This is a genomic window from Streptococcus sp. 23.2 (assembly GCF_016648665.1).
GTDB lineage: Bacteria > Bacillota > Bacilli > Lactobacillales > Streptococcaceae > Streptococcus > Streptococcus salivarius_E.
Genome location: NZ_JACLQJ010000023.1, coordinates 1 through 19,347, shown reverse-complemented (window position 1 = coordinate 19,347; position 19,347 = coordinate 1). Strand labels below are relative to the sequence as shown.

Genomic DNA, 19,347 nt, shown 5'->3' with positions numbered 1-19,347 from the left:
GCCGGCTTAGCTCAGTTGGTAGAGCATCTGATTTGTAATCAGAGGGTCGCGTGTTCAAGTCATGTAGCCGGCATAAAATGCGAACGTAGTTCAGTGGTAGAACATCACCTTGCCAAGGTGGGGGTCGCGGGTTCGAATCCCGTCGTTCGCTTGAGGAGCCGGGGTGGCGGAACTGGCAGACGCACAGGACTTAAAATCCTGCGAAAGGAAACTTTCGTACCGGTTCGATCCCGGTCCTCGGCATAATAAAATAATGAGCACCCTTAGCTCAACTGGATAGAGTACCTGACTACGAATCAGGCGGTTAGAGGTTCGACTCCTCTAGGGTGCATTTTATCGGGAAGTAGCTCAGCTTGGTAGAGCACTTGGTTTGGGACCAAGGGGTCGCAGGTTCGAATCCTGTCTTCCCGATTTATGGCGGTGTAGCTCAGCTGGCTAGAGCGTCCGGTTCATACCCGGGAGGTCGGGGGTTCGATCCCCTTCGCCGCTATATATATGGATTTCTTGGACCTTTAGCTCAACTGGTTAGAGCACTCGGCTCATAACCGAGCGGTCGTAGGTTCGAGTCCTACAAGGTCCATATATTAATTATAATATTTGGAGGATTACCCAAGTCCGGCTGAAGGGAACGGTCTTGAAAACCGTCAGGCGTGTAAAAGCGTGCGTGGGTTCGAATCCCACATCCTCCTTATAATTAACGCGGGATGGAGCAGCTAGGTAGCTCGTCGGGCTCATAACCCGAAGGTCGTAGGTTCAAATCCTGCTCCCGCAATATGGCTCGGTAGCTCAGTTGGTAGAGCAATGGATTGAAGCTCCATGTGTCGGCGGTTCGATTCCGTCTCGCGCCATTTTGTTAAGCGGGTGTAGTTTAGTGGTAAAACTACAGCCTTCCAAGCTGTTGTCGCGAGTTCGATTCTCGTCACCCGCTTTATTTGGTAACAAATAACCAAGCATTAGCTTGGGCGCGTAGCTCAGATGGTTAGAGCGCACGCCTGATAAGCGTGAGGTCGGTGGTTCGATTCCACTCGTGCCCATATTGGAGAATTACTCAAGAGGCTGAAGAGGACGGTTTGCTAAATCGTTAGGTCGGGTAACTGGCGCGGGGGTTCGAATCCCCCATTCTCCGTAGTATTATGACGAATTATCTTTTAGATAATTCGTTTTCTTTTTTTTGAGGTGACAAAATGAAAAATAGTTTTTATCGATTTCTTCTTTATGGGTTTATTATTATTCTATTTTTTGTAATGCTTTTTTCTTTTGTCTTTACTAATAAAAAATTAACGAAGGATATCTCTTTTAATGTATCTGGTTTAGTTACAAAAGTAGACTCTGTGGTTTCTGTTCCATTTACTGCACTATCAAAATCTCACAATGTTCTTTCTGATCTTTTATCAACTTATTCTGAGAATCATGATTTAAAAAAATCTTTATCAAATTTAGAGAATCAATCGGCTATTATTTCTAACTTGCAAGAAGAGAATGATTCTTTAAGAGCATCGCTTAATCTTTCGGACAAGCTAAGTCGTGATAATGTTCTCACTGCTGAAGTTTCAATGAGACCTTCTGTGACTTGGTTAAAAGAGTTAACTATTAATGTGGGTAAGTCTAAGAATGTTAGTAAATCTATGCTAGCAACTTCTAATGGTGGAGTTATTGGCTTTGTAACTAAAGTTTATGATGATACAACAACTATTTCTTTACTTTCTAGTAGTTCTAGTGATAGTTACCTTGCATCTAGTGTTAAATCAGAGGACGATAATCAGATTTTCGGGATTATATCACGTTATGATAATAAAAAGAAGCTATTAGAGATGACACAACTTAATTCATCTTCTAACGTTAAGGTCGGCACTGAAGTAGTCACAAGTGGTCTTGATGATGTATCAGTAAAGGATGTTCCAATTGGTACTGTAGACTCTGTTATTGATTATGAAGGAAATCGTACGATTTTGGTAAAACCTTATGCTGATTTTGATAAAATTTCTTATGTTACTTTAGTTGGAGATGGTAAATAATATGAAATTGTCCAAGTATTCTATTATTCCTTTCTTACTGAGTATTGTCCCTTTTCTATGGGATGGTCATATTTCTATGATACTTAATCATTATTTATCCCCTGAATTTTTTCTATCATCTCATCTTTTTATTATTTATATTTTCATCTTAACTCTTGATTTTCCAAATAAGTATGCATTTCTTTACCTTATTTGTTTTGGATTTCTTTATGATACCTATTATTTCAAAACAGTTGGTATAGTGATTCTAACTCTGCCACTGTTATGCTATCTGTTAACTCAGCTAGGACGAATTGTTAAGAGAAATACCTATGTTGATTTTTTGTTAATGTTTTTATTCTTATTTCTCTTTGATACCATAAATTTTGGCTTTGCCTTATTCTATGGTTTCTCCAATGAGTCTGTGACGGATTTTATTATTTATCAACTAAGTCCTAGTATAGTGTTTAATCTTTTGATCTTTATCTTTATTAAACCTATTCTTGAAAAATTATTTTTGTATCTGTCAGTTGATAGATTTAAATAGAACTGTAATATTGGCGTAACAAAGTTTGCGCCATTTTTTGATACAATAAAAAGGTCTTATCGAAAAGGAGTAGTATTTTATATTATGAAAAAACGTATTCTTTCAGCAGTGTTGGTAAGTGGTGTAACCTTATCAGCAGCTGCATCAGTACATGCAGAGGATTATGATTCGCAAATCGCTGCTGCAGATAACGCAATTAGTAACCTTGCTTCTCAACAAGAGACTGCACAAGCGCAAGTTGCTACAATCCAATCTCAAGTATCTACACTTAGAACACAAAAATCAGAGTTGGAAACTAAAAATGCTGAACTTGAAAAAGTATCAGCAGATTTGGAATCTGAAATTCAAGAATTATCAAGTAAAATTGTAGCTCGTCAAGATTCTTTGGCGAAACAAGCTCGTAGTGCTCAACAAAGTAATACTGCGACTAGCTACATCAACTCTATCTTGAACTCTAAGTCAATCTCTGAAGCTATTACTCGTATCACAGCTATTTCAAAAGTTGTTACGGCTAATAATGATATGTTGACAAAACAAGAGTCTGATCAAAAAGAGCTTGCTGCAAAGCAAGAACAAAACCAAGCTGCTATTAATGAAATTGCAACTAATAAAGCAGAGCTTGAAACAACAGAAGCTGGTTTGACAACTCAACAAGCTGAACTAGAAGCAGCACAAGTTACTTTGGCTGCAGAATTGGCTACAGCACAAGATGAAAAAACATCACTTGTTTCTGCTAAATCAACTGCAGAAGCTGTTGCAGCTTCAACTGCAGCATCAGTTGCTCAGTCTCAAGCAATTGCAGAATCAGAGGCAGCAGCACAAGCAGTAGCATCTTCAGAAGCGGCAGCATTTGTAGCTCAATCAGAGGCGGCAGCAACTTCAGAAGCTGTAGCTCAACCTTCTGAAGCTACTGTTTCAGAAACAGCGACAGCCTCAGAAGTAGCACAAGAACCGGTTTCATCAGAAACTTCAGAAACTACTCAAGAGCCAACTGTTGCAACTTCAGAAGCAACACAAGAGCCTGCTGCTCCAGCAACATCTGAAGCACAACCAGAATCAGCTGCGTCAGAGGCACAACAAGAGCCTGCTGCTCCAGTAACATCTGAAGCACAACCAGAATCAGCTGCTCCAGCAGCTTCAGAAGCTCCAGCTCCTGCTAGCGAAGCACCTGCGGCAACTTCAGAAGCACCTGCAAGTCAAGCGCCAGCAGCTTCAGAAGCTCCAGCTCCTGCAGCTGAAACTCCTAAAGTATCAGCTGCATCAACTCCTAATACATATCCTGTTGGTCAATGTACTTGGGGTGCTAAATCATTAGCTTCATGGGTTGGTAATTACTGGGGTAATGCTAAAAACTGGATTGCTAGCGCACAAGCAGCTGGTCACTCAGTTGGTACAACTCCTGTAGCCGGTGCAATTGCGGTTTGGCCAAATGATGGTGGTGGTTATGGTCACGTAGCTTACGTCACATCAGCATCAGGTGCAAATTCAATTCAAGTTATGGAATCAAACTATGCTGGTAACATGTCAATCGGTAACTACCGTGGTACATTTGATCCAACATCATCAGCTCATGGTGGTTCTGTATACTATATTTACCCATAATGAATACAAAAAGGCGATTCGAATTTTCTCGAATCGTTTTTATTTTATGGCAAAATGTCTTTACTTTCTGGAACTGCTTTTAGACGGGAAAATGTCGAGGTTAAGGTTAAATCTTTTTAGTCTTGTTAAGTTACTGTGACACCATTTATTTTGCATTGAAAATCAATCTAAAAAAAGGTAGAATGGTTTAGTAGATATTTTGGAGGAAATCATGTCTTATACGAATTTGAAGTTGTTTGCTTTATCGTCTAACCAGGAATTAGCAGCAAAAGTTGCTGATAAAATGGGTATTGAACTCGGAAAATCAAGTGTTCGTGAATTTTCAGATGGTGAGATTCAAGTTAATATTGAAGAATCTATCCGTGGTCATCACGTTTTTGTTCTTCAATCTACAAGCTCTCCTGTAAATGATAACTTGATGGAAATCTTGATTATGGTTGATGCGCTAAAACGTGCAAGTGCAGAAACAATCAGTGTTGTTATGCCTTATTATGGTTATGCACGTCAAGACCGTAAGGCACGTTCACGTGAACCAATCACATCTAAGTTGGTTGCTAATATGCTTGAGGTTGCAGGTGTTGATCGACTTTTGACAGTTGACCTCCATGCTTCTCAAATTCAAGGATTCTTTGATATTCCTGTAGACCATTTGATGGGTGCACCACTTATCGCAGATTACTTTGATCGTGCTGGTCTTACTGGAGATGATGTTGTTGTTGTTTCTCCAGACCATGGTGGTGTGACTCGTGCACGAAAACTTGCTCAATGTTTGAAAACACCAATTGCAATCATTGATAAGCGTCGTAGTGTTGATAAAATGAACACTTCTGAGGTTATGAATATTATTGGTAACGTTGAAGGTAAAACATGTATCTTGATTGATGATATGATTGATACTGCGGGTACAATCTGTCATGCGGCGGATGCGCTTGCTGAAGCTGGTGCAACTCATGTTTATGCTTCATGTACTCACCCTGTATTGTCAGGTCCAGCACTTGATAATATTCAAAAATCTGCTATTGAGAAGCTTGTCGTATTGGACACGATTTATCTTCCAGAAGAACGTTTGATTGATAAAATTGAACAAATTTCAATTGCTGATTTGATTTCAGAGGCAATTATTCGTATTCATGAAAAACGTCCATTGTCACCTTTGTTTGAAATGGGCCATAAATAGACTGAAGCTAGCCTAGGCTAGCTTTTTTGGTGTTTAAATGCGTTTGAGTTTTTGATATAATGTTAGGCATAATTGCAAAGAGGTGACTGTGATGGATTTAACACAACGTTTTAATAAAAATTTAGATAAGATTGAAGTTTCAATGATTCGTCAGTTTGACCAATCAATTTCAGATGTACCAGGGATCAAAAAGTTGACACTTGGTGAACCTGATTTTACAACTCCAGATCATGTAAAAGAGGCTGCTAAAGCTGCTATCGATGCTAACCAGTCGCACTATACAGGTATGGCAGGGCTTCCTGCCTTACGTCAGGCAGCTGCGGAGTTTGTTAAGGAAAAATACAATCTTACTTATAACCCAGATAATGAAATTTTGGTGACTATTGGAGCTACAGAAGCCCTTTCTGCAACTTTGACAGCGATTTTGGAGCCAGGTGATACGATTCTTTTACCTGCACCAGCCTATCCAGGATATGAGCCGATTGCAAATCTAGTTGGTGCTGAAATTGTCGAAATTGATACAACAGCTAATGATTTTGTTTTGACTCCGGAGATGTTAGAAAAGGCAATTTTGGAGCAGGGAGATAAGCTTAAGGCTGTTTTGCTTAACTACCCGACTAACCCAACAGGTGTGACTTACTCACGTCAACAGATTAAAGATTTGGCTGAAGTTCTGAAAAAATACGATATTTTTGTTGTTAGTGATGAAGTTTACTCTGAGCTAACTTATGTGGATCACCATGTATCTATTGCTGAGTATTTGCCGGAACAAACGATTTTGATTAATGGTTTGTCTAAATCTCATGCGATGACAGGGTGGCGTATTGGTTTAATTTTCGCACCTGCAGTCTTGACGGCTCAGTTGATTAAGAGTCACCAATATTTGGTAACAGCTGCAGCAACAATGGCGCAATTTGCAGCTATTGAAGCCTTGTCTGCTGGTAAGGATGATGCCCAACCAATGAAAGTTGAGTACTTGAAGCGTCGTGATTATATTCTTGAAAAAATGACTGAACTTGGTTTCAGAATTATTAAACCTGATGGTGCTTTCTACATCTTTGCTAAGATTCCAGAAGGGTATACTCAAGACTCCTTTAAGTTCTGCCAAGACTTTGCTCGTGAAAAAGCTATTGCGATTATCCCAGGGGTCGCTTTTGGGAAGTATGGCGAAGGCTTTGTTCGCTTGTCGTATGCGGCTAGCATGGATACTATTGAAACAGCTATGACTCGTTTGAAAGAGTTTATGGAAGAACATGCAGAAGCTTGAGAGTAGAGGGCTTGTCCTCTTCAATCGTAATTATCGTGAGAATGATAAACTAGTTAAAATTTTTACCGAGCAAGCTGGTAAACGGATGTTTTTTGTTAGAGGTGGTGGGGCAGGTAAATTAAGTGCTGTCATTCAACCTTTGACCATCGCTGAATTCATGATGACTGTAAATGATGAAGGTCTATCTTTCATAGAAGATTATAGCCAGGCACAATCCTTCAAGGAAATTACAAGCGATATTTTCAAGCTGTCTTATGCGACATATTTGGCTGCATTGACAGATGCTACTATTGCTGATGGTGTGACAGATGCGCAATTATTTGTATTCTTGGAGAAGACGCTTGAATTAATGGAAGAAGGCTTGGATTATGAAATCTTGACTAATATCTTTGAGATTCAGGTTTTAGACCGTTTCGGCGTACGCTTGAATTTTCACGAGTGTGTCTTTTGTCATCGTGTAGGCCTTCCTTTTGATTTCTCGTTTAAGTTCTCGGGGCTACTTTGTCCAAATCACTATGCAGAGGATGAAAGGCGTAGTCACTTGGACCCTAATGTGCCTTATCTTTTAGATTGTTTTCAGGGGCTTTCCTTTGAAGAATTGAGAAGCATATCTGTTAAGGATGACATGAAACGAAAGCTACGATATTTTATCGATGACCTCTATGATAATTATGTTGGAATACATCTTAAAAGTAAGAAGTTTATTGATAATCTAAATTCTTGGGGCCATATTATGAATAAAGAAGATAGTGCTGACTAGACATTATCTTCTTTTTGTTTCACGTGAAACAGGAAAGTAATGGTTTTCAGTCTCAGGGGTTAAAATGCAGGTCAGTTCGTGCTATAATAATAAGATAATAAGCTGAAAGACTCTGCTAGAAACAGTGAACTAGTCTATTTTAGTTACCTAATATTTTATTGAAAGAAATCTGAGTTTGTTTTTTATGGCAGAGGACGAGAGGGAGAATGCTATGCATGTAATTGCAGTAGATGCTATGGGTGGCGATAATGCGCCACAAGCAATTGTAGAGGGAGTCAACCAAGCTATAGCAGATTTCAAAGATATTGAAATCCAGCTTTATGGTGATGAAGCTAAAATCAAGACTTATTTGACAGCGAATGAACGTGTGAGCATTGTGCATACTGATGAAAAGATAAATTCGGATGATGAGCCAGCTAAAGCTATTCGCAAGAAGAAAAAAGCTTCAATGGTCTTAGGTGCACAAGCTGTTAAGGAGAAAAAAGCAGGTGCCGTGATTTCTGCGGGAAATACAGGTGCCCTTCTTGCCGCAGGTCTCTTCGTGGTCGGACGTATTAAGGGAGTTGAGCGTCCAGGTCTTATGTCAACAATGCCAAGTTTTACTGGTCAACCCTTTGATATGCTTGATTTAGGTGCAAATGCGGAAAATACAGCTAGTCATTTGCATCAATATGCTATTTTAGGCTCTTTCTATGCTAAAAATGTGCGTGGCATTGCCAACCCTCGTGTAGGTCTCCTTAATAATGGGACTGAGGAAACAAAGGGGGATAGTCTTCGTAAGGAGGCTTTTGAACTCCTATCTAAGGAGCCAAGTATTAACTTTGTTGGTAATGTTGAGGCGCGTGAAATTATGTCAGGAGCTGCTGATGTAGTAGTCGCTGATGGTTTCACAGGAAATGCAGTTCTTAAGGCAATTGAAGGAACGGGACTTGGTGCCATGAAGACTCTTAAGTCAGCTATCATGAATGGTGGTCTTAAAGCTAAGTTAGGTGCCTTCCTATTGAAGGATAGTCTAAAAGGTATGAAAGAGACTATGGATTACTCTAGCGCCGGAGGTGCGGTTCTCTTTGGTCTTAAAGCTCCCGTAGTAAAATGTCATGGATCTAGTGATGCTAAGGCAGTTTACTACACCATTAAACAGGTTCGTACGATGCTTGATACGAAGGTTGTTGAGCAGCTAGTTGAAGCCTTTAGTCCGAAAGAGGAGGCTAACTGATGAGTAGAGTAGAAATTCTTCAGAAAATGCAGCTCGTTATTCAAGAGCAGATGGGTAAAGAGGACATTGTTTTAACCGAAGACACCAAATTAGATGACTTGGGTGTAGATTCAATAGAGCTTATGGAATTCATTATTAATTTGGAGGATGAGTTTGCTCTTGAGATTTCCGATGATACTATTGACCATATGGTTAAGGTAGCTGATTTGTTGGACAATTTGTCTGAGAAATTGAATAAAGAATAAGAAAGCTAGAGATAGATAATAGTTGTGTATTATACGATTGTTATTTTGTGGGAGTGAGGCAAGAAACTAAATGTTATATGGATTTAGTTCTGTCACACTCCTTTTTTCTATACATTTTTTATTAGGAAACTCTAAAAAAGAATCAAAAGACGAACGTTATTTTTTTACTAAAGTAATAAAGTTTGCTATATATTGGTTTTTGGATTCTGGTGTGGTATAATTAGGAAGAATAAACTTGAAAGGCGAACAATACCATGTCAAACCAACTAATTTATACTGGTAAAGCTAAAGATATTTATAGTACAGAAGACGAAAATGTGATTAAGTCGGTCTATAAGGACCAAGCAACTATGCTTAATGGTGCTCGTAAGGAGACTATTAAGGGAAAGGGTGTGCTAAATAATCAGATTTCGTCTCTTATTTTTGAAAAATTGAATGCTGCGGGTGTAGCTACTCACTTTATCGAACGTATTTCTGACACAGAACAACTCAACAAGAAAGTGAAAATCATTCCTTTGGAGGTTGTTCTTCGTAACGTGACTGCGGGTTCTTTTTCTAAACGTTTTGGCGTGGAAGAAGGTTTGGACTTGAAAACTCCTATCGTTGAATTTTACTATAAGAACGATGATTTGGATGACCCATTCATCAATGATGAGCATGTGAAGTTTTTGGATATTGCCAATGACGAACAAATTGCCTATATCAAGGAAGAAACACGTCGTATCAATGAATTGCTGAAAAATTGGTTTGCACAAATTGGTCTTCGTTTGATTGACTTCAAATTGGAATTTGGCTTTGATAAGGATGGCAAGATCATCTTGGCAGACGAATTCTCACCAGACAACTGCCGTCTTTGGGATGCGGAAGGGCACCATATGGACAAGGATGTTTTCCGTCGTGATCTTGGTAGCTTGACAGATGTTTATGAAGTTGTATTGGAAAAATTGCAAGGTTTGAAGTGATCTTTTTGAAACGGAAAACTTCGTCTTCGATAACATGTTTGAATAGAATTAAAGGAAATAAAATGGATAAACGTATTTTCGTTGAGAAAAAAGCTGATTTTCGTGTGAAATCTGACTCTTTAGTAAAAGAATTACAGCATAATCTTCAGTTGAAAACCTTGAAGGATCTTCGGATCGTTCAGGTTTATGATGTTTTTGGTTTGGCAGAGGATTTGTTTGCGCGTGCGGAAAAACACATCTTCTCTGAGCAGGTGACCGATACTGTTTTGGATGAAGCTACAGTTAAGGCTGATCTTGAGAAGGTTGCTTTCTTTGCGATCGAAAGTTTGCCTGGTCAATTTGACCAACGTGCGGCATCTTCACAGGAAGCTTTGCTGTTGCTTGGTAGCTCAAATGATGTAACGGTGAATACAGCACAATTGTACTTGGTTAACAAGGATATTGATGCGAATGAGTTGGAAGCTGTCAAAAACTACCTTTTGAACCCAGTGGATTCTCGTTTCAAAGATATCACTGTTGGTATTGCGAAACAGGATTTCTCTGAGTCTGACAAGACCATTCCAAACTTGGATTTCTTTGAAACTTATACGGCAGAAGATTTTGCACAGTATAAGGCTGAGCAAGGATTGGCAATGGAAGTGGATGACCTTCTCTTCATTCAAGATTACTTCAAGTCTATTGGACGAGTGCCAACTGAGACGGAGCTTAAGGTTTTGGACACTTACTGGTCTGACCACTGTCGTCATACAACTTTCGAGACGGAGTTGAAGAATATCGACTTCTCAGCTTCTAAATTTGAAAAACAATTGCAAGCGACTTATGACAAGTATATTGCCATGCGGGATGAGCTGGGACGTACCGAAAAACCTCAAACCTTGATGGATATGGCGACTATTTTTGGTCGTTATGAGCGTGCCAATGGTCGTTTGGACGACATGGAAGTGTCTGATGAAATCAATGCCTGCTCTGTTGAAATTGAAGTGGATGTCAATGGTGTGAAAGAGCCATGGCTTCTCATGTTCAAGAACGAAACCCACAACCACCCAACGGAGATCGAACCATTTGGTGGTGCAGCTACTTGTATTGGTGGGGCCATTCGTGACCCATTGTCAGGTCGTTCATACGTTTACCAAGCCATGCGTATCTCAGGTGCTGGTGATATTACAACACCAATTGCTGAAACTCGTGCTGGTAAATTGCCACAACAAGTGATTTCTAAAACAGCGGCTCACGGTTATTCTTCATACGGTAACCAAATTGGTCTTGCAACAACCTATGTTCGTGAATACTTCCACCCAGGTTTCGTTGCTAAGCGTATGGAGCTAGGTGCCGTGGTCGGTGCGGCTCCTAAGGAAAATGTTCTCCGTGAAAAACCTGAAGCAGGTGATGTGATTATCTTGCTCGGTGGTAAGACTGGACGTGATGGTGTCGGTGGTGCGACAGGTTCTTCTAAAGTTCAAACGGTTGAATCTGTTGAAACAGCTGGTGCTGAGGTTCAAAAAGGGAATGCCATCGAAGAACGTAAGATTCAACGTCTTTTCCGTAACGGGGAAGTGACACGTCTTATCAAGAAATCAAATGACTTTGGTGCTGGTGGTGTCTGTGTGGCTATCGGTGAATTGGCAGATGGTCTTGAAATTGATCTAGACAAAGTGCCATTGAAATATCAAGGCTTGAACGGTACAGAAATTGCCATTTCTGAGTCTCAAGAACGTATGGCTGTAGTGGTTCGTCCAAAAGATGTAGACGCCTTCGTTGCTGAATGTAATAAAGAAAATATTGATGCTGTTGTCGTTGCGACAGTGACTGAAAAACCAAATCTTGTTATGCACTGGAATGGCGAAACCATCGTTGATTTGGAACGTCGTTTCCTTGATACAAACGGTGTACGTGTAGTTGTGGATGCTAAGGTAGTTGACAAGGATGTCAAGCTTCCAGAAGAACGCCAAACATCTGCCGAAACCCTAGAAGCTGATACTCTTGAAGTCTTGACTGATCTTAACCATGCCAGTCAAAAAGGTTTACAAACCATCTTTGATAGCTCAGTTGGTCGTTCAACAGTCAATCACCCACTTGGTGGTCGCTACCAAATTACACCAACTGAAGCTTCTGTACAGAAATTGCCAGTCCAACATGGTGTGACAACAACTGCTTCTGTTATGGCGCAAGGGTTCAACCCTTATGTAGCAGAATGGTCTCCATATCATGGTGCTGCTTATGCGGTCATCGAAGCAACCGCTCGTTTGGTTGCTGCTGGTGCAAACTGGTCTAAGGCTCGTTTCTCTTATCAAGAATACTTCGAGCGTATGGATAAACAAGCAGAGCGTTTTGGTCAACCAGTATCAGCTCTTCTTGGATCAATTGAAGCTCAGATTCAACTTGGGTTGCCATCTATCGGTGGTAAAGACTCTATGTCTGGTACCTTTGAAGAATTGACAGTACCACCAACCTTGGTTGCTTTTGGTGTCACAACTGCAGATAGTCGTAAGGTCCTTTCTCCAGAATTTAAAGCTGCTGGTGAAAATATTTACTATATCCCAGGTCAAGCTTTGGTACAAGAAATTGACTTCGATCTTATCAAGTCTAACTTTGCTAAGTTTGAAGCCATCCAAGCCGATCATAAAGTCACATCTGCATCAGCTGTCAAATATGGTGGTGTCCTTGAAGCGCTTGCTCTTGCAACATTTGGTAACCATATTGGTGCCACTGTAACCCTTGAAAATCTTGAGACTGCCTTGACAGCTCAATTGGGTGGATTCGTCTTCACATCTCCGGAAGAGATTTCAGGGGTTGCCAAGATTGGACAAACAGTAGCTGACTTTACACTTACTGTCAATGATGTAACGCTTGATGGACACAAACTTGACAGTGCCTTCCAAGGTAAATTGGAAGAGGTTTACCCAACGGAATTTGCACAAGCAACTGAGTTGGAAGAAGTACCTGCTGTGGCATCAGATGCTGTTATCAAAGCTAAAGAAACAGTTGAGACACCAGTGGTTTACATCCCAGTATTCCCAGGTACTAACTCTGAGTACGATTCAGCTAAGGCCTTTGAAAAAGAAGGTGCAAAAGTCAACTTGGTACCATTTGTAACACTTAATGAAGAAGCTATTGTCAAGTCTGTTGACACCATGGTTGACAATATCGAAAAAGCTAACATTATCTTCTTTGCAGGTGGCTTCTCAGCAGCGGATGAACCAGATGGATCAGCTAAATTTATCGTTAACATCTTGCTCAATGAAAAAGTACGTGCAGCCATTGATAGTTTCATCGAACGTGGTGGTTTGATTATTGGTATCTGTAACGGATTCCAGGCTCTTGTCAAATCAGGTCTTCTTCCATACGGTAACTTTGAAGATGCAAGCAGCACTAGTCCAACCCTATTCTACAATGATGCCAACCAACACGTGGCTAAGATGGTTGAAACACGTATTGCCAACACTAACTCACCATGGCTTGCTGGAGTAGAAGTTGGTGACATCCATGCCATCCCAGTATCACATGGTGAAGGTAAATTTGTCGTGACAGCTGAGGAATTTGCAGAGCTTCGTGACAATGGTCAAATCTTTACCCAATATGTTGACTTCGAAGGTAAACCAAGCATGGATTCAAAATACAATCCTAACGGATCTGTGAATGCTATCGAAGGTATCACAAGCAAGAATGGTCAAATTATTGGTAAGATGGGTCACTCAGAACGTTTCGAAGACGGTCTCTTCCAAAATATTCCAGGAAATAAAGACCAACACCTCTTTGCGTCAGCGGTTAAATACTTTACTGGAAAATAATAGAGTGCCAAGTGCACTCAGCAATGATATTTTTCTATATGCAGTGGTTCTAAAGAGCTTGAAACCTTGAGTTCCAATTAGTGAAATGAGAGGCTAGAAACAGTTTTTCGTTCGCCTTGCATAAGGAAAATATCAAAAATAAAAGGTATAAAAAATGACATACGAAGTTAAATCTCTTAATGAAGAATGTGGTGTTTTTGGTATCTGGGGTCACCCAGATGCTGCCAAATTAACTTATTTCGGACTTCACAGTCTCCAACACCGTGGTCAAGAGGGAGCAGGAATTCTCTCAAATGATGCGGGTCAATTGAAGCGTCATCGTGATATGGGGCTTCTCTCAGAAGTTTTTCGTGATCCAGCCAACTTGGACAAGCTAACTGGAACGGCTGCTATCGGTCATGTTCGTTATGCGACTGCTGGTGAAGCTTCTGTAGACAATATTCAACCTTTCTTGTTTAAGTTTTATGACAATCAGTTTGGACTTGCCCACAACGGGAACTTGACTAATGCAGAGTCACTTAGACGTGAGTTGGAAAAAAATGGTGCAATCTTTAACTCGACTTCTGACTCAGAAATTTTGGCCCACTTGATTCGTCGTAGCCATAACCCATCCTTCATGGGTAAGGTGAAAGAAGCCTTGAACACTGTTAAAGGTGGATTTGCTTACCTCCTCATGCTTGAGGACAAGCTCATTGCAGCCTTGGATCCAAATGGTTTCCGTCCCCTTTCTATTGGTAAGATGGCCAATGGGGCTATTGTGGTTTCATCTGAAACCTGTGCCTTTGAAGTGGTTGGAGCAGAGTGGATTCGCGATGTGAATCCAGGTGAGGTTGTTATCATCGATGATAATGGCATTACTTACGATAACTATACAACGGACACCCAATTGGCTGTTTGCTCAATGGAGTATATTTACTTTGCCCGTCCTGATTCAAATATCCAAGGGGTCAATGTCCATACAGCTCGTAAACGTATGGGTGCTCAATTGGCACGTGAATTCAAACATGAAGCAGATATTGTAGTTGGTGTGCCTAATTCATCACTTAGCGCAGCCATGGGATTTGCAGAAGAATCAGGCTTGCCAAATGAAATGGGCTTGATTAAAAACCAATACACTCAACGTACCTTTATCCAACCAACACAAGAATTACGTGAGCAAGGGGTTCGTATGAAGCTCTCTGCCGTATCAGGTGTTGTTAAAGGCAAACGTGTGGTTATGATTGACGATTCTATTGTACGTGGGACGACCTCACGTCGTATCGTTAATTTGCTAAAAGAAGCAGGAGCAACAGAGGTTCACGTAGCAATCGGTAGTCCAGCCCTTGCCTATCCATGTTTCTACGGTATCGATATTCAAACACGTAAGGAATTGATTGCGGCCAATCATACAGTTGAGGAAACACGAGAAATCATCGGTGCGGATAGCTTGACTTACTTATCAATTGATGGCTTGATTGATTCTATTGGAATTGACACAGATGCACCAAACGGTGGCCTTTGTGTGGCTTACTTCGATGGTAAATATCCAACACCATTGTACGATTACGAAGAACGCTATTTGGAAAGTTTGAAAGAACACACTTCTTTCTATTAAGAGTAGTCTAGAAGGAAAAAAGAGTAAAAAATTATGTCTAAAAATGCTTACGCTCCACGTCTAACTACTGACTAAAAGCTAAAGCATTTGTCAGTAGACGCTTTGCCCTATGGAGTCAAAGCTGGAGACCTGACTAGTATTTTTCTCGAAAAAAGAAAAGGAATAAACAAATGACAAATAAAAATGCGTATGCCCAATCGGGTGTGGACGTTGAAGCAGGTTATGAAGTTGTTGAACGTATCAAAAAACATGTTGCCCGTACAGAGCGTGCAGGTGTCATGGGAGCTCTCGGTGGCTTCGGTGGTATGTTTGACCTTTCAAAAACAGGTGTCAAAGAGCCCGTTTTGATTTCAGGTACAGATGGTGTCGGTACTAAACTCATGCTTGCTATCAAGTACGATAAACACGATACTATCGGTCAAGACTGTGTGGCTATGTGTGTTAACGATATTATCGCTGCAGGTGCTGAGCCCCTTTACTTCCTTGACTACGTAGCAACTGGTAAAAATGAACCAGCTAAATTGGAACAGGTCGTTGCTGGTGTGGCTGAAGGTTGTGTGCAGGCTGGTGCCGCCCTCATCGGTGGTGAAACTGCTGAAATGCCTGGTATGTACGGTGAAGACGACTATGACTTGGCTGGTTTCGCAGTAGGTATCGCTGAAAAATCACAAATCATTGACGGTTCAAAAGTGGCTGAAGGTGATGTGCTTCTTGGACTTGCCTCAAGCGGTATCCACTCAAACGGTTACTCACTCGTGCGTCGTGTCTTTGCGGATTACACAGGTGAAGAAGTTCTCCCAGAACTTGAAGGCAAAAAACTTAAAGACGTTCTTCTTGAACCAACTCGTATCTACGTCAAAGCGGCTTTGCCACTCATCAAAGAAGAATTGGTGAATGGAATTGCCCACATCACAGGTGGTGGTTTCATCGAAAATGTGCCACGTATGTTCTCAGATGACTTGGCTGCTGAAATTGACGAAAGCAAAGTGCCAGTTCTTCCAATTTTCAAAGCTCTTGAAAAATATGGTGAAATCAAACACGAAGAAATGTTTGAAATCTTCAACATGGGTATTGGTCTCATGCTTGCGGTTAAACCGGAAAATGTGGAACGTGTCAAAGAACTTCTTGACGAACCTGTTTATGAAATCGGTCGTATTGTGAAGAAAGATGGCGCTAGTGTGGTGATTAAATAATGGCTAAAAAGATTGCTGTTTTTGCCTCTGGCAACGGCTCAAACTTTCAGGTGATTGCGGAACAATTTCCAGTAGAATTTGTTTTTTCAGATCACCGTAATGCCTATGTCTTGGAACGTGCCAAGAATCTTAATGTGGTTAGCCATGCCTTTGAACTCAAGGAATTTGACAATAAAGCGTCTTATGAAGAAGCTATCGTCAAACTCTTGGATGATCACCAGATTGATTTGGTTTGTTTGGCCGGTTATATGAAAATCGTCGGCCCAACCTTGCTAGCAGCTTACGAAGGCCGTATTATCAATATTCACCCGGCTTATCTCCCTGAATTTCCAGGGGCTCATGGTATTGAGGATGCTTGGAATGCTGGCGTGGATCAGTCTGGTGTGACCATTCACTGGGTGGATTCTGGCGTTGATACCGGAAAGGTCATCAAACAAGTCCGTGTGCCACGCCTTGAAGGTGATACCCTTGATACTTTCGAAACTCGCATCCACGAAGCAGAGTACAAACTCTATCCAGAAGTGTTGGATAGTTTGGGTGTAGCGAGAAAATAAGAAAGTGCTAGAGCTGAAAGAAAATTTTCGACTGTAGCAGATAAAGAACTTTTTTAAAAAAGGAAAAGAAAGAAAATGACTAAACGAGCACTTATTTCAGTCTCAGACAAAGCGGGCATCGTTGAATTTGCCCAAGAACTCAAAAAACTCGGTTGGGACATCATCTCAACAGGTGGTACCAAGGTTGCCCTTGACAATGCTGGGGTAGACACTATCGCCATTGACGATGTGACTGGTTTCCCAGAAATGATGGACGGACGTGTGAAGACTCTCCACCCAAATATCCACGGTGGTCTCCTCGCTCGTCGTGACCTCGATAGCCACCTTCAAGCGGCTAAGGACAATAATATCGAATTGATTGACCTTGTTGTGGTAAACCTTTATCCATTCAAGGAAACCATTCTCAAACCAGACGTAACTTACGCTGACGCAGTTGAAAACATCGATATCGGTGGTCCATCAATGCTTCGTTCAGCAGCTAAAAACCATGCTAGCGTGACAGTTGTTGTAGACCCTGCTGACTATGCTGTTGTTCTTGATGAATTGTCAGCAAACGGCGAAACAAGCTACGAAACTCGCCAACGTTTGGCAGCGAAAGTATACCGTCACACAGCTTCATACGACGCTTTGATTGCAGAATACTTCACAGCTCAAGTGGGTGAAACAAAACCTGAAAAACTCACTTTGACTTATGACCTCAAGCAACCAATGCGTTATGGTGAAAACCCGCAACAAGACGCAGACTTCTACCAAAAAGGTTTGCCAACGGCTTACTCAATTGCTTCAGCTAAACAGCTTAACGGTAAAGAATTGTCATTCAACAATATCCGTGATGCTGATGCTGCTATCCGTATCATCCGTGATTTCAAAGACCGTCCAACAGTTGTGGCTCTCAAACACATGAACCCATGTGGTATCGGTCAAGCTGATGACATTGAAACAGCTTGGGACTACGCTTATGAAGCTGACCCAGTGTCAATCTTTGGTGGTATTGTAGTCCTCAACCGTGAAGTTGAGGCTGCGACAGCTAAGAAAATGCACGGTGTCTTCCTTGAAATCATCATTGCACCAAGCTACACAGACGAAGCTCTTGAAATCTTGACAACCAAGAAGAAAAACTTGCGTATCCTTGAGTTGCCATTTGACGCTCAAGATGCTAGCGAAGTGGAAGCAGAATACACTGGTGTTGTTGGTGGTCTCCTCGTTCAAAACCAAGACGTTGTTAAAGAAAGTCCAGCTGACTGGCAAGTGGTTACCAAACGCCAACCAACTGAGACAGAAGCGACAGCTCTTGAGTTTGCTTGGAAAGCTATCAAGTACGTCAAATCAAATGGTATCATCGTGACTAACGACCACATGACACTTGGTGTTGGCCCTGGTCAAACTAACCGTGTGGCTTCAGTCCGTATCGCCATTGAGCAAGCTAAAGACCGTCTTGATGGTGCTGTTCTTGCTTCAGATGCCTTCTTCCCATTTGCAGATAACGTGGAAGAAATCGCTAAAGCAGGTATTAAAGCTATCATCCAACCAGGTGGCTCAGTCCGTGACCAAGAGTCAATAGAAGCGGCTGATAAACATGGTTTGACAATGATCTTTACAGGAGTGAGACATTTTAGACATTAATTATAACCACCCGTCTTGATATGATACCTCTTAAGTAGACATGGTAAATACCTAAAATCTACTTAAGAGGTATTTTTATGTCTAGAAGAGAAAGACCAGGCTTGTCTCGATTATATTAATGGTAATCGTTCCAGATCTGAAATATGCTGGTAGTCCTTTTTTTTGGTATAATTGAAAAAAAATAGAAATGAAGATTATGAAAAAATTTCAAGTTTTTACTCCTTCTAAATATGTTGAGCAAATGTTAGATAACATTGACTATAAAGGTGATGCAATTTTAAAAAAATACTTTCTTGAAAATTCGGTTGGTGAAGGGAATATACTATTAAAAGCTGTAGAAAGATATATAAAGTCAGCGCAAAGTGCGGGTATTACTAAAAGAGAACTGATGAAGGATTTAGAACAATATTTTATTGGGTATGAAATTGATAAATCTGTTATTGATGCTTGTATATCTAAGTTGGATCACCTGTTATTGAAATATGGATTGAAAAATATAAAATGGGATATCCGAAACGAGGACTATCTCAAATCTAGTTTAGAGGTTCGAGTGGATTATATTGTAGGTAATCCACCCTATATTACTTATCAAGAACTTTTAAAAGAACAAAGACAGTACTTGAGGGAAAACTTTTTTGTGTGTAAAAAAGGAAAGTTTGACTATTATTATGCTTTTGTTGAAAAGAGCATGAATGATTTATCAGGGAATTCGGGGAAAATGGCTTACTTAATTCCAAACAGTATTTTTAAAAATGTGTTTGCTCAAAACTTGAGAAATATGATAATCACTAATATTACGAATATTATTGATTATAAGTATACGCA

15 protein-coding genes and 13 tRNA genes are annotated in these 19,347 nt (G+C 40.6%); all 28 read left to right on the top strand.

Annotation, left to right across the window (positions count from 1 at the left end):
- Nucleotides 1–73, top strand: a tRNA-Thr gene (locus H7T98_RS09875).
- Nucleotides 74–79: 6 nt separating this feature from the next.
- Nucleotides 80–151, top strand: a tRNA-Gly gene (locus H7T98_RS09870).
- A 6-nt stretch (nucleotides 152–157) separates the two neighbouring features.
- Nucleotides 158–243: transfer RNA gene (locus H7T98_RS09865), tRNA-Leu, on the top strand.
- Nucleotides 244–257: 14 nt separating this feature from the next.
- Nucleotides 258–331 (top strand) — tRNA-Arg (locus H7T98_RS09860).
- Between the two features lie 6 nt (nucleotides 332–337).
- A tRNA-Pro gene (locus H7T98_RS09855) sits at nucleotides 338–411 on the top strand.
- Between the two features lie 5 nt (nucleotides 412–416).
- A tRNA-Met gene (locus H7T98_RS09850) sits at nucleotides 417–490 on the top strand.
- Nucleotides 491–506: 16 nt separating this feature from the next.
- Nucleotides 507–580: transfer RNA gene (locus H7T98_RS09845), tRNA-Ile, on the top strand.
- A gap of 19 nt (nucleotides 581–599) precedes the next feature.
- Nucleotides 600–689 (top strand) — tRNA-Ser (locus tag H7T98_RS09840).
- Nucleotides 690–698: 9 nt separating this feature from the next.
- Nucleotides 699–772, top strand: a tRNA-Met gene (locus H7T98_RS09835).
- A 3-nt stretch (nucleotides 773–775) separates the two neighbouring features.
- Nucleotides 776–848, top strand: a tRNA-Phe gene (locus tag H7T98_RS09830).
- Nucleotides 849–857: 9 nt separating this feature from the next.
- Nucleotides 858–928: transfer RNA gene (locus tag H7T98_RS09825), tRNA-Gly, on the top strand.
- A 32-nt stretch (nucleotides 929–960) separates the two neighbouring features.
- Nucleotides 961–1,034: transfer RNA gene (locus H7T98_RS09820), tRNA-Ile, on the top strand.
- 4 nt (nucleotides 1,035–1,038) lie between these two features.
- Nucleotides 1,039–1,126, top strand: a tRNA-Ser gene (locus tag H7T98_RS09815).
- 58 nt (nucleotides 1,127–1,184) lie between these two features.
- Nucleotides 1,185–2,015 carry a rod shape-determining protein MreC gene (gene mreC, locus H7T98_RS09810; RefSeq protein ID WP_073685341.1) on the top strand — a complete coding sequence of 277 codons (831 nt, stop codon included), beginning with the start codon at nucleotides 1,185–1,187 and terminating at the stop codon, nucleotides 2,013–2,015.
- A 1-nt stretch (nucleotide 2,016) separates the two neighbouring features.
- Complete coding sequence (gene mreD, locus H7T98_RS09805) at nucleotides 2,017–2,541, top strand: rod shape-determining protein MreD (protein ID WP_037599472.1); 525 nt, start codon at nucleotides 2,017–2,019, stop codon at nucleotides 2,539–2,541.
- Nucleotides 2,542–2,625: 84 nt separating this feature from the next.
- Nucleotides 2,626–4,143, top strand: a complete 1,518-nt coding sequence (locus tag H7T98_RS09800) for a CHAP domain-containing protein (protein WP_201061806.1) — start codon at nucleotides 2,626–2,628, stop codon at nucleotides 4,141–4,143.
- A gap of 211 nt (nucleotides 4,144–4,354) precedes the next feature.
- On the top strand, nucleotides 4,355–5,320 hold the full coding sequence (locus H7T98_RS09795; RefSeq protein ID WP_201061804.1) for a ribose-phosphate diphosphokinase: 966 nt from the start codon (nucleotides 4,355–4,357) through the stop codon (nucleotides 5,318–5,320).
- Nucleotides 5,321–5,411: 91 nt separating this feature from the next.
- Nucleotides 5,412–6,587 (top strand): pyridoxal phosphate-dependent aminotransferase, encoded by a 1,176-nt coding sequence (locus H7T98_RS09790; RefSeq protein WP_049545078.1) that lies wholly within the window; start codon nucleotides 5,412–5,414, stop codon nucleotides 6,585–6,587.
- On the top strand, nucleotides 6,574–7,347 hold the full coding sequence (gene recO, locus H7T98_RS09785; protein ID WP_064525009.1) for a DNA repair protein RecO: 774 nt from the start codon (nucleotides 6,574–6,576) through the stop codon (nucleotides 7,345–7,347). The genes H7T98_RS09790 and recO overlap by 14 nt, the downstream gene beginning before the upstream one ends.
- A gap of 211 nt (nucleotides 7,348–7,558) precedes the next feature.
- Complete coding sequence (plsX, locus tag H7T98_RS09780) at nucleotides 7,559–8,563, top strand: phosphate acyltransferase PlsX (protein ID WP_013989885.1); 1,005 nt, start codon at nucleotides 7,559–7,561, stop codon at nucleotides 8,561–8,563.
- Entirely contained in the window at nucleotides 8,563–8,808 is a 246-nt protein-coding gene (locus tag H7T98_RS09775; RefSeq protein ID WP_201061802.1) for a phosphopantetheine-binding protein, read from the top strand. Before plsX ends, H7T98_RS09775 begins: the two co-directional genes overlap by 1 nt.
- Before the next feature lie 254 nt (nucleotides 8,809–9,062).
- Nucleotides 9,063–9,770, top strand: a complete 708-nt coding sequence (gene purC / locus H7T98_RS09770) for a phosphoribosylaminoimidazolesuccinocarboxamide synthase (RefSeq protein ID WP_201061800.1) — start codon at nucleotides 9,063–9,065, stop codon at nucleotides 9,768–9,770.
- A 62-nt stretch (nucleotides 9,771–9,832) separates the two neighbouring features.
- Nucleotides 9,833–13,558 (top strand): phosphoribosylformylglycinamidine synthase, encoded by a 3,726-nt coding sequence (locus H7T98_RS09765; RefSeq protein WP_201061798.1) that lies wholly within the window; start codon nucleotides 9,833–9,835, stop codon nucleotides 13,556–13,558.
- A gap of 154 nt (nucleotides 13,559–13,712) precedes the next feature.
- Nucleotides 13,713–15,152 carry an amidophosphoribosyltransferase gene (purF, locus tag H7T98_RS09760; protein WP_002889568.1) on the top strand — a complete coding sequence of 480 codons (1,440 nt, stop codon included), beginning with the start codon at nucleotides 13,713–13,715 and terminating at the stop codon, nucleotides 15,150–15,152.
- 170 nt (nucleotides 15,153–15,322) lie between these two features.
- On the top strand, nucleotides 15,323–16,345 hold the full coding sequence (gene purM / locus H7T98_RS09755) for a phosphoribosylformylglycinamidine cyclo-ligase (RefSeq protein ID WP_013989890.1): 1,023 nt from the start codon (nucleotides 15,323–15,325) through the stop codon (nucleotides 16,343–16,345).
- Nucleotides 16,345–16,899, top strand: a complete 555-nt coding sequence (purN, locus tag H7T98_RS09750) for a phosphoribosylglycinamide formyltransferase (protein ID WP_049545082.1) — start codon at nucleotides 16,345–16,347, stop codon at nucleotides 16,897–16,899. The genes purM and purN overlap by 1 nt, the downstream gene beginning before the upstream one ends.
- Nucleotides 16,900–16,974: 75 nt before the next feature.
- A complete protein-coding gene (purH, locus tag H7T98_RS09745) occupies nucleotides 16,975–18,522 on the top strand; it encodes a bifunctional phosphoribosylaminoimidazolecarboxamide formyltransferase/IMP cyclohydrolase (RefSeq protein WP_037604046.1) in 1,548 nt (515 codons plus the stop codon).
- Nucleotides 18,523–18,718: 196 nt separating this feature from the next.
- On the top strand, nucleotides 18,719–19,347 hold a 629-nt coding region (locus H7T98_RS09740; protein ID WP_201061796.1), incomplete at its 3' end, for an Eco57I restriction-modification methylase domain-containing protein.